Annotated in this window: 14 protein-coding genes; 5 read left to right on the forward strand and 9 right to left on the reverse strand. The window is 75.1% G+C overall.

Features of this window, described 5'->3' with window-relative positions; all coding sequences use genetic code 11:
• Positions 1-88: 88 nt before the first annotated feature.
• From ACGIF2_RS03855 to ACGIF2_RS03885, 7 genes are read right to left on the reverse strand one after another with little or no spacing between them, the layout of a single operon-like run.
• Entirely contained in the window at positions 89-604 is a 516-nt protein-coding gene (locus ACGIF2_RS03855; RefSeq protein ID WP_396043670.1) for a hypothetical protein, read from the reverse strand.
• Entirely contained in the window at positions 601-1,101 is a 501-nt protein-coding gene (gene coaD, locus ACGIF2_RS03860) for a pantetheine-phosphate adenylyltransferase (protein ID WP_396043672.1), read from the reverse strand. Before coaD ends, ACGIF2_RS03855 begins: the two co-directional genes overlap by 4 nt.
• A gap of 10 nt (positions 1,102-1,111) precedes the next feature.
• Complete coding sequence (gene rsmD, locus ACGIF2_RS03865) at positions 1,112-1,690, reverse strand: 16S rRNA (guanine(966)-N(2))-methyltransferase RsmD (RefSeq protein WP_396043674.1); 579 nt, start codon at positions 1,688-1,690, stop codon at positions 1,112-1,114.
• On the reverse strand, positions 1,687-3,348 hold the full coding sequence (locus tag ACGIF2_RS03870; protein ID WP_396043676.1) for a DUF6297 family protein: 1,662 nt from the start codon (positions 3,346-3,348) through the stop codon (positions 1,687-1,689). The genes rsmD and ACGIF2_RS03870 overlap by 4 nt, the downstream gene beginning before the upstream one ends.
• Complete coding sequence (locus tag ACGIF2_RS03875; protein ID WP_396043678.1) at positions 3,345-4,037, reverse strand: ATP-binding cassette domain-containing protein; 693 nt, start codon at positions 4,035-4,037, stop codon at positions 3,345-3,347. Before ACGIF2_RS03875 ends, ACGIF2_RS03870 begins: the two co-directional genes overlap by 4 nt.
• Before the next feature lie 44 nt (positions 4,038-4,081).
• Positions 4,082-6,379, reverse strand: coding sequence for an ATP-dependent DNA helicase RecG (locus tag ACGIF2_RS03880; RefSeq protein ID WP_396043680.1), 2,298 nt, complete (start codon positions 6,377-6,379; stop codon positions 4,082-4,084).
• Entirely contained in the window at positions 6,379-7,980 is a 1,602-nt protein-coding gene (locus tag ACGIF2_RS03885; protein ID WP_396043682.1) for a DAK2 domain-containing protein, read from the reverse strand. Before ACGIF2_RS03885 ends, ACGIF2_RS03880 begins: the two co-directional genes overlap by 1 nt.
• Positions 7,981-8,176: 196 nt before the next feature.
• Between ACGIF2_RS03885 and rpmB the strand changes: the two genes are divergently transcribed.
• Both rpmB and ACGIF2_RS03895 read left to right on the forward strand, forming a co-directional pair.
• Positions 8,177-8,368: a 50S ribosomal protein L28 gene (gene rpmB, locus ACGIF2_RS03890; protein WP_396043684.1), complete on the forward strand. Its 192-nt coding sequence runs from the start codon at positions 8,177-8,179 to the stop codon at positions 8,366-8,368.
• A gap of 87 nt (positions 8,369-8,455) precedes the next feature.
• Positions 8,456-8,977 (forward strand): GNAT family N-acetyltransferase, encoded by a 522-nt coding sequence (locus ACGIF2_RS03895; protein ID WP_396043686.1) that lies wholly within the window; start codon positions 8,456-8,458, stop codon positions 8,975-8,977.
• Positions 8,978-9,008: 31 nt separating this feature from the next.
• Here the strand turns inward: ACGIF2_RS03895 and ACGIF2_RS03900 are convergent, their stop codons facing one another.
• On the reverse strand, positions 9,009-9,995 hold the full coding sequence (locus tag ACGIF2_RS03900) for a thiamine-phosphate kinase (RefSeq protein ID WP_396043688.1): 987 nt from the start codon (positions 9,993-9,995) through the stop codon (positions 9,009-9,011).
• A gap of 134 nt (positions 9,996-10,129) precedes the next feature.
• Between ACGIF2_RS03900 and ACGIF2_RS03905 the strand changes: the two genes are divergently transcribed.
• Entirely contained in the window at positions 10,130-10,666 is a 537-nt protein-coding gene (locus tag ACGIF2_RS03905) for a DUF3515 family protein (RefSeq protein ID WP_396043690.1), read from the forward strand.
• A gap of 60 nt (positions 10,667-10,726) precedes the next feature.
• On the opposite strand, the gene ACGIF2_RS03910 is transcribed toward ACGIF2_RS03905, so the two are convergent.
• Complete coding sequence (locus tag ACGIF2_RS03910) at positions 10,727-11,878, reverse strand: D-alanine--D-alanine ligase family protein (protein ID WP_396043692.1); 1,152 nt, start codon at positions 11,876-11,878, stop codon at positions 10,727-10,729.
• A gap of 66 nt (positions 11,879-11,944) precedes the next feature.
• Between ACGIF2_RS03910 and ACGIF2_RS03915 the strand changes: the two genes are divergently transcribed.
• On the forward strand, positions 11,945-13,102 hold the full coding sequence (locus tag ACGIF2_RS03915; RefSeq protein ID WP_396043694.1) for a trans-sulfuration enzyme family protein: 1,158 nt from the start codon (positions 11,945-11,947) through the stop codon (positions 13,100-13,102).
• Between the two features lie 321 nt (positions 13,103-13,423).
• The gene (locus ACGIF2_RS03920) at positions 13,424-13,861 is read left to right on the forward strand and encodes a hypothetical protein (RefSeq protein ID WP_396043696.1); all 438 of its coding nucleotides are present in this window, start codon (positions 13,424-13,426) and stop codon (positions 13,859-13,861) included.
• The last annotated feature ends 14 nt before the right edge of the window (positions 13,862-13,875 follow it).

A 13,875-nucleotide genomic window follows, 5' to 3' on the forward strand; every position in this document is an offset into this window, starting at 1 on the left:
CTACGTCACGTCAGGACCGAGCCCAAACCGGCTGACGACCCGCCTCGCGGTGCCAGGTGACCGAGGCGCCTCGTGCCGGTCTGGGGGCTCAGGGCGCCTCGGTGGCTCCCAGGCGACCTGCGAGCTTGGCCCGGCCCGCCTGGACCTGGCTGAGGACCTTGCCGAGGTCGATCTCGAAGTCCGCGAGGCGCCGGTCGCAGTAGTCGTCCGCGTCGCGGCGCAGCCCTTCGACCGTCGCCTCGGTCTCGGCGAGCAGCTGGTCCGCGCGCTGGCGCGCCTGGACCACGAGCGCGTCGGACTCGACCAGCCGGTCAGCCTCCTCGCGCGCCCGGGCCACGAGCGCGTCGGCCTCGGCCTGCGCCGCTGCACGCGCCGCCCCCGCGTCGGCCAGCACCTCGTCGGCCCGCACCAGCTGGGTCGGCAGCGCCTCGCGCGCCTGCTCGACCAGGTCGAGCAGCTCGGCGCGGTTCACCAGCACCGAGGACGACATCGGCATCGCTCGCGCGCCCTGCACCGCGGCGGCCAGCGCGTCGAGGACGCCCAGGAGCCCTTCAGGCTGCGTGCTGCCGGTCGTGCCGTCCGAGAATCCGTCGGCGGTCGTCATACGTCCCCTCCCCCCGCCGGGCCCACGCCCAGCGCTTCACGGACCGCCCGGGCCACGCCGGGCGGTACCAGGTCGTCGATCTGCCCGCCGAAGCGGGCCACGTCCTTGACCAGCGAGGACGCGATGTGGGCGAGGGCCGTGCTGCCGATCACGAACACGGTCTCGACCCCGGTCAGGTGCCGGTTCATGAGGGCCATGGGGGTCTCGGCGTCGAAGTCGGCGCCGCCCCGCAGGCCCTTGACCACGGCTGTCGCCCCCACGTCCCGCACGAAGTCGGCGAGCAGCCCGGGGATGGGCTCGACCCGCACCCCGTCGACGTCGGCGAGCGCCTCACGGGCCAGGGCGACGCGCACCTCGACGGGCAGCAGCGCGCTCTTGGACGAGTTACGGGCGACACCCACGACGACCTCGTCGACGAAGGACCGGGCACGGCGCACCACGTCCACGTGGCCGAGAGTGATCGGGTCGAAGGACCCCGGGCAGACGGCTGTGGTCACGGGTGCCAACCTACGCGAGCGCCTCGTCGGTGGCCGGGACGACAGGCTGGGCGAACCACACCCGGGTCTCTCCCCAGGACCGGTCGTCGAAGCGCTCGAGCCCGGCGGGCCAGGAGGGTTCCGGGCTGCGCGTCGAGCGCTCGACCACCACCACGGCGTCGGGCGTGAGCGTCCCGGGCAGCCCCGCGAGCACGTCCGCGAGGGCGGGCTCGTCGACGTCGTAGGGCGGGTCGAGCAGCACGAGGTCCCACGGGTGCACCGGGGGGCGCGCCGTGAACCGTTCGGCCCGCTCGACCGCGACCGTGACCCGGGCCGTGAGCCCGAGCGCACCGACGTTGCGGCGGCACACGTCCGCCGCGACCCGGGCGGCCTCGACGAGCGTCGCGTGCTCGGCGCCACGGCTCAGGGCCTCGAGCCCCAGCGCCCCCGAGCCCGCGTACAGGTCGAGCACGCGTGCCCCGTCGACCACGTCGAGGTGCTCGAGCCGTGCGAACAACGCCTCACGGACCCGGTCGCTCGTGGGCCGGGTCCCCTTGGGTGGCACCTGCAGCGTGCGGCCACCCACGGTCCCCGCCACGATCCGCGTCATCGGCGCGCCGCCCCGCCGGTCGGGTGCGCGGGGTCCTGCCCCATCGCGTCGTTCATGCGGTCCATGAGCGTGCGGGTGCCCTGCGAGATCGCGACGACGATCACCGCGAGGACGGCCTGGATCGTGATGAGGACCGGGTACACGGTGCCGAGCAGCACCGCGATGAGCACCGGGATCATGCCGATGACCACCACGTCGGGTCCGCGCGAGAGCACCGCCGCGACGCCGGTGGGCAGCGCGCCCATCGGCGTCGAGACGAGGGCGCCGCCCCAGTCGGGGGCGGGCCGGTAGGCCGAGCGGATCGCGGCGCCCGCCCACACGGGTGCGGACGCGACGCCGAGGGCCAGCCAGCCGGGCAGGTCACCGGCCCACGAGGCCACGGCGGCGAACGCCACGAGCGACCACAGCACCATCACGGCGAAGGGCACGAGCATGCGCCAGCGGCGCACGTGCGCGGCGGGCATCGGCAGCAGCCGGTCGAGCACCGGGGCCATCTCGGCCCGGCGGGCACCCTCGCCCGTCGCGCTCATCGCGACCGAGCCGCCGACGACGATCGCGATGAGGAAGCCGACCGGGCCGGCGAGCTCCGGGACGAGTGCGACCAGCACCGGGACGAGCGCGGCGACCACGAGCTGCACGAGGTGGCGCGTCGAGCGCGTCAGCACGACGAGGTCCGCGGTGACGAGTGCAGCGGGAGCGCCGGACACACCACGGAACCGCACCGAGCGGCGCCGCCGCGGACGGGCAGCACCATCGGTCAGGGCCCGGCCGAGCTCGCGCGAGTCGAGCGAGACGACAGCACCGACGGCCTGGCTGGCCACCGACCCGCTCTCGCGCAGCGACCGCGCCGGGATGCGGTCCAGGCGCCGGTCGAGGAGCCACGCGAGCACCACGACGACGACCAGCAGAACCGCGCTCAGCAGCAGCGGGGCCTCCGGGAGGGCGTCGAGGTGCCATCCGGCGAACGCGCCCACCAGGGCCACCACCGGTGCCGCGGCGAGCAGCAGGTCGCCCACGAGCGCGATCGCGCGCCGGGACACCAGCAGGCTCTGCGCGATGCCCGCGCCGAGCACCACCACGGCGCCGCTGAGCGCCGCGACCAGCACGGTGTGCCCCACGCGCGGCAGGCCGTCGTTCCCGAGCAGGCCCGCGTCGAGCAGCGTCACCACGACCGCACCGGCCCCCGCCGCGACGACCGGGAGGCGACGCGCGGCCGGGCGCAGGAGGCCTCGACGGTCGACCGGGAGCGAGAGCCACCACGCGGCCTCGGCTCCCCCGGCCCCGACCGGCCCGAGCCGTCCGGCGAGCGAGAGCAGCACGCCACCGAGCCCCAGCACGAGCACGGCGACGAGGGCCGGGAGGCTCACGCCCGCATCGGTCGTGGCGGTCGGCGGCTCGGGCAGCGACTCGCGCAGCGTGCCCGCGATGCCGAGGGCCATGCCGATGCCGATGGCGATCGAGATGACTGCGTAGTACACGTCGTTGAGGAGCTCGCCGAGGTGCGCGCCACCGCGCTGGTTCGCGGCGGCCGCGGTGTAGCGACGGATCGACCGGCCGCCGGGCACGTCACCGACCTCGGCGGGCCCCACCAGCAGCGGCTCGTCGAGCTCGCCCACGAGGTCGGCAGCGCCGTCGGTGTTCAGCTCGGGGTCGCTCACAGCACGCCCGGGGCGATCGCGGCGGCGGCGTCCTCGGCGCTCAGCAGCCGCGACTCGTCGTCCGCGACGAGCACGGCGCGATCGGCCACTGCCCGCAGCAGGTCGGGGTCGTGGGTCGCGAGCAGCACAGCGCCGCCCGCTGCCTTCTCGGCGACGAGACGCTCGGCGAGCCGCGTGCGCATGTTGAGGTCGAGCCGCTGCTCGGGCTCGTCCAGCACCAGCAGCCCGCGGGGGCGCACGAAGCCCGCCGCGAGGAGCAGGCGCCGGCGCTGGCCCGAGGACAGCGCGACGGGCAGGGACGTGGCGTGCTCGGTGAGCCCGAAGCTGTCGAGCGCGTCCGTGACGACGTCGTCGGCCCCCCGCACGCCGTGCCCGCGGGCCGTGAGGTACAGGTGCTCGGCGACAGTGAGGGCCGGGAAGTACGCGTCGTCGTCGAGCACGCTCGCGACGCGGGTGCGGAAGCCCACCTCGCGCTCGTCGACCGGGCGACCGAAGACCTCGACCGAGCCGCCCGCGGGGTCGAGCAGGCCGAGCACGGCGCGCAGCACCGTCGACTTGCCCGATCCGTTGGCCCCGACGAGGGCCAGGACCCGGCCCGGGGCGAGCGTGAACGTCACGGGGGCGCACACGGGTTCACCGCCGTAGCCGACGAGGAGGTTGCGGGCACGGACCACGGGAGCCTTCGACACGCGCGCCAGACTACGCACCTCGGATGGACGCCCGCACAGGACCTTCAGGTGCGGTCCAGGAACTCCTCGCGCTCGCCAGCGAGCTGCCGGTCGATCGCCTCGCGCAGCGCGGGCCAGCCCTCGAGCTCGGGGTCCTGGGCGACGAGCTCGCGCGCGTCGGCACGGGCCTGGGCGATGACGTCGGCGTCGCGCGTGACGCGCAGCAGCCGCAGCGAGCTCGCCGCCCCCGACTGCGCCGCACCGAGCACGTCGCCCTCGCGCCTCAACCCGAGGTCGACCGCCGCGAGCTCGAACCCGTCGGACGTCTCGGCGAGCGTGGCGAGCCGGGTCGCGGCCGGGGTCCCCTCAGGCGCGCTCGCGACCAGCAGGCACAGCCCCGCTGCGCTCCCCCGCCCGACGCGGCCGCGCAGCTGGTGCAGCTGCGAGAGTCCGAAGCGGTCGGCGTCGAGCACGACCATCGCGGTGGCCTCGGGCACGTCGACACCGACCTCGATCACGGTCGTGGAGACGAGCACGGGCACGCGACCCGACGCGAAGTCCGCGAGCGCGCGGTCCTTCTCGTCGGGGCTCATGCGTCCGTGCAGCTCACCGACCGCGACGCCCGCGAGCGCGGGCCGTGCCCGCAGCTCGTCGGCGACCTCGAGCACGGACCGCAGGCGGCGCGGCGGCGGTCCGCCGCGCCCGGGGTCCGCGCCCTCGTCGGGGGCGCCTTCGTCGACGTCGAGGGCAAGGAGGTCGGCGCCGTCCTCGTCGCGCACCCGGCGGGCGCCCGTCGGCTCGTCGTCCGGGTCGATGCGCGCGCACACGACGTACGCCCGCCCGCCGCGGTCGACCTCCTCGCGCACCCGCTTCCACGTGCGCTCGACCCACGCCGCGTTGTCCGCGGGCACCACGTGCGTCGTGACGCCGCTGCGTCCGGCGGGGATCTCGCTCAGGGTCGACGTCTCGAGGTCGCCGAACACAGTCATCGCGACGGTGCGCGGGATGGGCGTGGCGGTCATCACGAGCAGGTGCGGGGTCTGCGCGGCCTTGGCGCGCAGCGTGTCGCGCTGCTCGACGCCGAACCGGTGCTGCTCGTCGACCACCACGAGCCCGAGATCGGCGAACTGCACGTTCTCCGAGAGCAGGGCGTGCGTGCCCACGACGATGCCGGCCCGGCCGCTCGCCGCGTCGAGCAGGTTCTCGCGGCGGGCCGCCGCACCCTGCGACCCGGTGAGCAGCGCCACCCGCGTGCTGTGCTCGGCTCCCCCGAGGAACCCGCCTTCGGCGAGGTCGCCGAGCAGCGACCGGAGCGTGCGCGCGTGCTGTGCCGCGAGCACCTCGGTCGGCGCGAGCAGCGCGGCCTGGCCGCCCGCGTCGACCACCTGCAGCATCGCGCGCAGCGCGACGACGGTCTTGCCCGAGCCGACCTCGCCCTGCAGCAGCCGCTGCATCGGGTGGGCACCCGCGAGCTCGGCAGCCAGCTGGGCGCCGACCTCGCGCTGCCCGGCGGTGAGGGTGAACGGGAGCCGCTCGTCGAACTGGTCGAGCAGCCCGCCGGGGACGTGCGGGCGGGCCACGGCCTCCTGGTGCGCCGTGCGGGCCCGGCGGCGGGCGAGCTCGGCCTGCAGCACGAACGCCTCCTCGAAGCGCAGGCGCTCCTGGCCGCGTCGCCACTGCGTGTCGTCGTACGGCTCGTGCACGTCCGCGAGCGCCTGCCGCAGGTCCACGAGGCGGTGGCGCGCCCGCACGGGCTCGGGCAGCGGGTCGGGCACGTCCGCGTCGGTCAGCGGGTCCAGGACCGTGCGCACGCAGCGCTGGATGCGCCAGGTGGGTGCGGCGGCCGAGGCCGGGTAGATCGGGATCGGCCGGCTGACCTCGACGAGCGCCGCGGCCTCGTCGTCCGCGTCCACGCCGATCAGCTGGTAGTCGGGGTGCGTGAGCTGCCGCTGACCCCGGTAGTCGGAGACGACACCGGTGAACATCCCGGTCCGGCCGGGGACGAGCCGCTGCTCGTGCACCCGCAGGGCACCGCGCCGCTTGGCGAAGAACGTGAGATGCAGGTTCCGGGTGCCGTCCGTGACGACCGCCTGCAGCATCGCGCCGCCCCGAGATCGCATCTCGCGGACCGTCGCCTGCACGACCCGCGCCATGACCGTCACGTGCTCACCGACCGTCAGGCTCGCGAGGTCGGTCAACGTGCCCGGCTCGGAGTAGCGCCGCGGGTAGTGCCGCAGCAGGTCGCCGGTGGTGTGCAGTCCGAGCTTCGCGAGCGGCGCAGCGGAACGTTCACCGAGAACCCGGCCCAGCGCCTCGTCGAGCCGGGCCCCGGGACGCACCACGGCGTCGTCGGGCACGCTCATCAGTCGACCCCCAGCCACACGGCGGGCAGCCCGTCGACCGGTCCCGCCACGAGCACAGCGAGCCCGGGGTGGTCGCGGGCCGTGCGCGCCACCAGGGACTCGCCGACCTCGGCCGTGCTGCCCGTGCCGAGCAGCACGGTGAGCGACTCGGGGTCGCCCTCGTGCTGCGCGAGGAGGGCGTCCAGCGCTGCCTGCACCTCGTCCGGCTCAGGTCGCGCCAGCTCGGTGCCCCGCAGGCGTCGCAGGGCTCCGCGGCAGGCCTCGAGCCGTCCGGCGAGGTCACCCGCACCCGATCCCTGGAGCGCCAGGACCCCGACGAGCACCCGCAGCTCGTCGAGCGCGTCCTCGGCGACCGAGACGTGGACCCCCGTCGGCTCGAGGGCGTGCGCCGCCGCCCGGGCCGCCTCGGCGGTCTCCGCGTCGCCCGGGAGCACGACCACGCGCGGCGCACCGGTGTCGGTGATCGCGCGCACCAGGTGGCGCACCCCGACGCCGGTGCCGTCGCAGCGCACCACCGCGACCGCCCCCGTGGACGCGTGCGCCGCGGCGAGGCCGGACGTACCCGTGCACGCGACGACGCCGAGCACAGCGCCCGCTCCCGGGCCGCCGGCGCCGCCGGTCCCGGTGCGTGACGCGAGCAGCCGCACCACCACCTGCTCGCGCGCCCCGCACGACGCCTGCTCGATCGCGCGGGCCGGGTCGTCGGTGTGCACGTGCACGTTCCACAGACCGTCGTCGCCCACCACGGCGACCGAGTCGCCGACCGCCCGCATGCGCTCCCGGAGCGCCGGGCCGAGGTCCTCGTCCGCCGCGGACCGGACCAGCAGCATGACCTCGAACGCACCCTCGCCCTCCGGGTGACCGCCCGCGCCGTGCCCGTGAGCATGGTGCCCGTCAGCCCCGGGACCGCCCGGGTCGTGGCGGTCGTCGCGCGGCCCGGCCGCGGTGGGCAGCCACGCGAGGTCGGCCGGTGCGTGCGCCCTGCCCTCGACAGCGCGGGCGAGCGCGTCGAGCACGACGAGCAGCCCGCACGCGCCGGCATCGAGCACGTGCGAGGCGCGCAGCACGGGGTGCACCTCGCTGATCGCGCCCAGGCTGGCGTGCGCCTCACGCAGCGCGGGACGCAGCACGGCGACGAGGCCGTCGGAGTCCGCACCGCCGTGCGTCACGGCGTCGGCCGCGACCTGCGCCACGCTGCGGGCGAGCGTGAGGACGGTGCCCTCCTGCGGGTCGGCCACCGCACCGGTCGCGGCGCGGCTCGCTGCCCCGAGCGCCGCCGCGAGCTGCGCGGCGTCGGCGTCGTCCGGAAGCGCCGCGGCGAACCCCGCGAGGTACTGGCTGACGATGATCCCGGAGTTGCCTCGCGCGGCCAGCAGCGCTCCGCGTGCGAACGCCCGGGCGACCTCGTGCGCGCCGGCGCCCACCGGCACCGTGCCGAGCGCGGCAGCCCCACCGCCGACGGTGAGGTGCACGTTGGTGCCCGTGTCGGAGTCGGCGACCGGGAACACGTTCACCGCGTCGATCCGATCGCGCGCCTCGTCGAGCGCCACCTGCGCGGCGAGCGCCCAAGCCCGCACCGCCGTCCCGTCCAGCCTCTCCACGCCGCTCCTGTCCTCGTTCGTGCTGCGCCCACGATGCCTCATCGCACCCACATTTGGGTCGCACCCGTCGCGTGGGCTAGTCTGTAGCGGTTGCCCGGCCGCGTCCGGGCACGGGTCGCGCCCCCTCCCGGGTGGCGCATCCGTCATCAGAACTTCGCCGCACCGCGGCGTGCCAAGACCGAATCAGGAGAACACCGTGGCTGCCAACTGCGAAGTCTGCGCCAAGGGCCCGAGCTTCGGGCACAGCATCTCGCACTCCCACGTGCGCACGAAGCGTCGCTGGAACCCGAACATCCAGCGTGTGCGTGCGGTTGTCGCGGGCACCCCGAAGCGGCTGTACGTCTGCACGTCGTGCCTGAAGGCAGGCAAGGTGCAGCGCGCCGTCTGAGCGCAGCCCCCAGGATTTCCACGAAGGCCCACGAGAACATCTCGTGGGCCTTCGTGCTGCTCCGGGCGGTATGGCAGGGTGTGGGCCATGGTGGAGGATCTCGACGAGGTGACCATCCGCATCGCCCGGGTGGACGACGCGCCCGCGATCGCCCGGGTGCACGTGCGCTCGTGGCAGGAGGCGTACGAGAGCATCGTCCCGGCCGCGCACCTCGCGGCCCTCGACCCGCTGACCCGGGCCGAGGAGTGGACCCAGCACCTCGCGTCGGGCCCGCACGACCACGTCCGCACCTGGCTCGCCGAGTCGGACGGGGCCGTGCTCGGGTTCGCGACCGTGGGGCCGTGCCGTGACGAGGACGCCAGGCGCGGGGACCTCGAGATCTACTCGATGTACCTCGACCCCGGCATGTGGGGGCGCGGCGTGGCCCGTCCCCTCGTGCGGACGATCGTGCAGGAGTCCGCGGCCCACACCCTGTCGCTGTGGGTGCTCGCCGAGAACGACCGCGCCCGCCACTTCTTCCGCCGCAACGGGTTCCAGCCCGACGGCACCGAGCGCTACGACGACGTCGGGGGCGCCGAGCTCCTCGAGGTGCGCTACCGCCGCGGCTGACCGCCTGGCGCTGTGACCGGCGCCGACCGGTTCACCGCGCGAAGTGGTCCCAGCCGGTCGAGCCCACCGTGGGTGCCGCACCGTCGACGGTGACGCGTGGCGTACCCGGGTCGGCCGCGAGCACGCGGCCCACGACCCTGAACGGCGCCGGCACCGCGACGTCCGCCGGGAACGTCGCGAGGAGACCGTGGTCCTCACCACCCGCCAGGACCCACTCCTGGGCATCGGCGCCCAGGGCCCGCGCAGCGCCCGACAGCCGGGCCAGGTCGTCGCCGAAGGCCAGCTCGACCGGGTCCAGGTCGATGCGCACACCGCTCGCCACCGCGATCCGCGACGCGTCCCGCAGCAGGCCGTCCGAGACGTCGAGCATCGCGCTCGCGCCGGCGTCGGCTGCGACCGGGCCCGCGGCGAGCGGCGGGTCGGGACGCAGGTACCCGGTCACGAGGCCCGGGTCGAGCTCGGCCAGGCCCGCGTCGAGCAGCGCGAGCCCGGCAGCGGAGCGCCCGCGGACGCCCGCGTGCGCCACGACGTCGCCCGGGCGGGCCCCCGAGCGCAGCACGGCTTCACGCCCTCCGAGGTCGCCGAGCACGGTGACCGAGACCACGACCGCCGGGCCGCCCGACAGGTCGCCGCCCACGACCCCGGCGCCGTGCGGGGTGCAGGCCGCCGCCAGGCCGCGGGCGAGCCCTTCGACCCACGCGGCGGGCAGGTGCCCGGGCACGACGAGTGCCACGACGAGCGCCGTGGGCCTCGCACCCATCGCGGCGACGTCCGCGAGGTTCTGCGCGGCGGCCCGCCAGCCGACGTCCTCACCGCTCGACCACGGCAGCCGGAAGTGCTGCCCCTCGACCAGAACGTCGGTCGAGACGACGACGCGCGCATCGGGCGCACGGACGACCGCGGCGTCGTCGCCCGGGGCCACGAGGGTGCCGGGCGGCTGCGGCAGGTGCGGGAAGATGCGGGCGAGGAGGTCGTCCTCGGACAGGTCGGCGACGAGGGGACCGTCGGGAGCGCTCACGGCGTCACGGTATCCCGCTCCGGCACCGGTGACCGCACCGGCGACCGCACCGGCGACCGCACCGGCGAGGCCATCACGCGACCGGCTGTCGCACCGTTTCCGTGGCACCCAGCCCAGCGGGCTAGCGTGAGCGGATGCACCCCGAGCCCGACCTGCTGCCGCGCCCCGCGGGCCGACGACGCCGCCCCTCCCGACGGGCACTGCTGCTCGCGTCGGCTGCGGTGGCCACCGGCCTGCTCGCCGGCTGCACCTCGGCCGTCAAGGTCGCCGTGGCTCCCGACGCGGCCGACCCCGCGTGCGCGAGCATCGTGCTCGCGCTGCCCGAGCAGCTCGGGGACCTGGCCCGGCTGACCACCACGAGCCAGGCCACCGCCGCCTGGGGGGAGCCCACCGCGCCCGTCGTGCTGCGGTGCGGCGTCGAGGTGCCCGGTCCCACGACCGACACGTGCGTGACGGTCGAGACCCCCGGGGGGCCCAGCGTCGACTGGGTCACGGTCGCGGGTGAGCCCGACGCCGACGGCAGCACGGACTGGACGTTCACCACGTACGGCCGCGACCCCGCGGTCGAGGTGCAGGTCCCGGCCGAGGTCACGGCCCATCACTCGACGAGCTTCGTCGACCAGCTCGGTCCTGCGGTCGCGGCGGTCGAGGCCACGGGCGCGTGCCTGTGACCGCCTCGCCCCGCTGACGCCGCGCGGATCAGCGCGGCGCGGCTCGGTGCAGCAGCCCGGTCAGCGCAGCCCGGTCGGGCGAGCGAGCGCGAGCTGCAGCAGCTCGTCGATCAGCTCGGGGTAGCTCAGGCCCGAGGCCTGCCACATCCGGGGGTACATCGAGAAGGGCGTGAAGCCCGGCATGGTGTTGATCTCGTTGACGACGACGTCCCCGCCCTCGGTCACGAAGACGTCGACCCGGGCCAGGCCCTCGCAGCCCACGGCCTCGAACGTGCGCACAGCGGCGTCCTGCACCCGCTCGACGACCTCGGGAGGCAGGTCCGCCGGGCAGCTCAGCTCGACGTCGGCCTCGGCGAGGTACTTCGCCTCGAAGTCGTAGAAGTCGTGCGTGGCATCGGTCACGACGATCTCGCCGGGCAGCGACGCCCGCGGACGCCCGCCGTCACGGCTGCCGAGCACAGCGCACTCGATCTCGCGGCCCACGATCGCGGCCTCGATCACGACCTTCGGGTCGTGGCGCTGCGCCTCGGCGACGGCCGCGGGCAGGTCGGCCAGGTCGGTCACACGCGTGATGCCCAGGCTCGATCCGGCGCGCGCGGGCTTGACGAACAGCGGCAGCCCGAGAGCCTCGACGCGGGCGGCGACCCCGGCCGGGTCGCGGTCGAGCTCGCCCGGGCGCAGCACCGTGTAGGGGCCGACAGGCAGCCCCTGACCGGCGAGCACGAGCTTCATGTAGTGTTTGTCCATGCCGACGGCGGACGCGAGCACCCCGGCACCGACGTAGCGGACGTCGGCGAGCTCGAGCATGCCCTGGAGCGTGCCGTCCTCACCGAAGGGGCCGTGCAGCAGCGGGAAGACGACGTCGATCGCCCCGATGTCGCGCGGCGGCGCACCGTCCTCGAGCACGCGCACGGTGCGCTCGTCGGCGGACTGCGGCAGCAGCACCTGCTCGGGGCCGTCTGAGACCTCGGGCAGGTGTCCGTCGGTGATCGCCCAGCGGTCGGGGTCGCCGTCGACGGCGACCCAGCGTCCGCTCGGGGTGATGCCCACGGGGAGCACGTCGTAGCGCGTGCTGTCGATCGCGCGCAGCACGCCACCGGCTGTCGCGCAGCTGACCGCGTGCTCGCCGGAGCGTCCGCCGAACACCAGCAGCACGCGCGGACGCGCACCCGGGGTCGGGAGGTTGTCGGGGTGCTGCGGGCTCGTCTCCATCGCGTGCGACCCTATCGCGCGACCCCGACTGGTCCTCACCCGATGCCGTCCCGCTAGCCTGGCGGCGTGCCCCACGAGCCCGCTGACCTCGCCCCGTCCACCGTCGCCGTCACAGCGGGTCGCCCGCCGCGCACGCAGGGTGCCCCGGTGAACCCTCCCGTCGTGCTGTCCTCCACGTACGTGTCGACGGGGGTCCCTGCTCCCGGCGAGCTGCTGTACACGCGCGGAGGCACCGAGACGTGGCAGCCGTTCGAGCAGGCGCTGGCCGCGCTCGAGCGCTCGACGCTCCCGGCACTCGTGCTCGGATCGGGCATGGCGGCCATCGCGGCGGCGTTCTCGCTGGTCCCGGCCGGCGGCCGCGTGGTCCTCCCCCGGCACTCCTACCAGGTGACCCTCGGGTACGCACGCGACCTCACGGAGCGCTCAGGCGTCGAGGTCGTGCTGGTCGACATCGACGACACCGACGCGGTGCGTGCGCAGCTGCTCGCGGCCCCGACGTCGATGCTGTGGGTCGAGACACCCACGAACCCGATGCTCGAGGTCGCCGACCTGCCCGCGCTCGTGGCGGCGGCCCACGAGGTCGGGGCGCTCGTCGGTGTCGACAACACGTTCGCCACGCCGCTCGTGCAGCGCCCGCTCGAGGTCGGTGCGGACGTCGTGGTGCACTCCGTCACGAAGTACCTGGCCGGGCACAGCGACGTGGTGCTCGGCGCGGTGCTGACCGACGACCCCGCGCTGCACGCCCGGCTGCTCCAGCACCGCACCGTGCACGGCGCGATCGCCGGGCCGTTCGAGGTGTGGCTCGCGCTGCGCGGGCTGCGGACCCTCGCCCTGCGGGTCGAGCGCGCGCAGGCCACGGCGGCCGAGCTCGCGCGACGGCTCGCGACGCACCCCGACGTGCTCGAGGTGCGGCACCCGAGCCTGCCCGACGATCCCGGCCACGAACGGGCCACGCGCCTCATGGACGGCTACGGGTCGATCCTCGGGGTGCGCCCGCGCGGCGGGGCGGACGCCGCCGACGCCGTGACCCGGGCCGTGAACCTGTGGGTGCCGGCGACGAGCCTGGGCGGGGTCGAGTCGAGCCTCGAACGGCGGCGACGGTTCACCACCGAGTCGGCCACCGTCCCCGAGGACCTGCTGCGGCTGTCGGTGGGCATCGAGGACGTCGAGGACCTGTGGGCCGACCTGGACCGGGCGCTGCGCTCGACGCGTCCGACCAGCTAGGTCTTCCCCTTCTCCGGTCCTTGTGCCCCCGTGACCGGGGTGCTAACTTCACCCGCAGCCAGCACGCAGGACGTGCTGGCGACGGCAACGGCGCGGCCCCAGGGGATGGCATAGATGGAAGCTCTCTCACGCCGGCTGTCGACTCTTGCCGTACTGGCGGCGATCGGGCCTGTCGCCGGCTGTGGGGGCTCGCCCGAGCCCGCGGCGACCTCCCACAGCCCGAGCCAGACACTGAGTGCGGAAGATCACGCCGATATCGCAGCGACACTCGCGCAGACCGCGACGAGCTTCGGCATCACCGACCCCCCGCAGGTCGACCTCGTGCGCGTCGTGTCCGTCGCCGACTACTTCAGCACGCAGGTCACCTGCCTGCACGACGAGGGCTTCGGCGGGGCCACGCTGAACGCCGGCGGCAGCGGCGTCGAGATCGAGCTCGCTGGCGCCGAGCAGCTCGATGCCTACAACCTGGCGACCTACACTTGCAGGGCGAAGTACCCCAAGGACCCGGCCCAGGACGAGTCCCGCATGACCCGCGAGCAGAAGCTGATCGCCTACGACTACGTCACCACGTCCCTGGTCGAGTGCCTCACGGAGCACGGCTACACCATCCGCGACATCCCGAGTCAGGAGACCTTCTTGGCCTCGTGGGACACCGGCGCCTGGAACCCGTACACCCAGCTCGCCGACGTCGCCACGCCCGAGGACGTCCTTCGGGCGTGCCCACAGGACACCCCACCAGAACTCATCTGGGGGAAGTAGAGGCTGACGTCGGC

The sequence above is a fragment of the Cellulomonas sp. P22 genome, from assembly GCF_044392165.1.

Bases quoted from the DNA above. Each gene is read 5' to 3' on its own strand.
- ACGIF2_RS03880 (WP_396043680.1), bottom strand. From the start codon at position 6,379: ATGAGCGTGCCCGACGACGCCGTGGTGCGTCCCGGGGCCCGGCTCGAC.
- ACGIF2_RS03855 (WP_396043670.1), bottom strand. From the start codon at position 604: ATGACGACCGCCGACGGATTCTCGGACGGCACGACCGGCAGCACGCAG.
- rsmD (WP_396043674.1), bottom strand. From the start codon at position 1,690: ATGACGCGGATCGTGGCGGGGACCGTGGGTGGCCGCACGCTGCAGGTG.
- ACGIF2_RS03905 (WP_396043690.1), top strand. From the start codon at position 10,130: ATGCACCCCGAGCCCGACCTGCTGCCGCGCCCCGCGGGCCGACGACGC.
- ACGIF2_RS03910 (WP_396043692.1), bottom strand. From the start codon at position 11,878: ATGGAGACGAGCCCGCAGCACCCCGACAACCTCCCGACCCCGGGTGCG.
- ACGIF2_RS03895 (WP_396043686.1), top strand. From the start codon at position 8,456: ATGGTGGAGGATCTCGACGAGGTGACCATCCGCATCGCCCGGGTGGAC.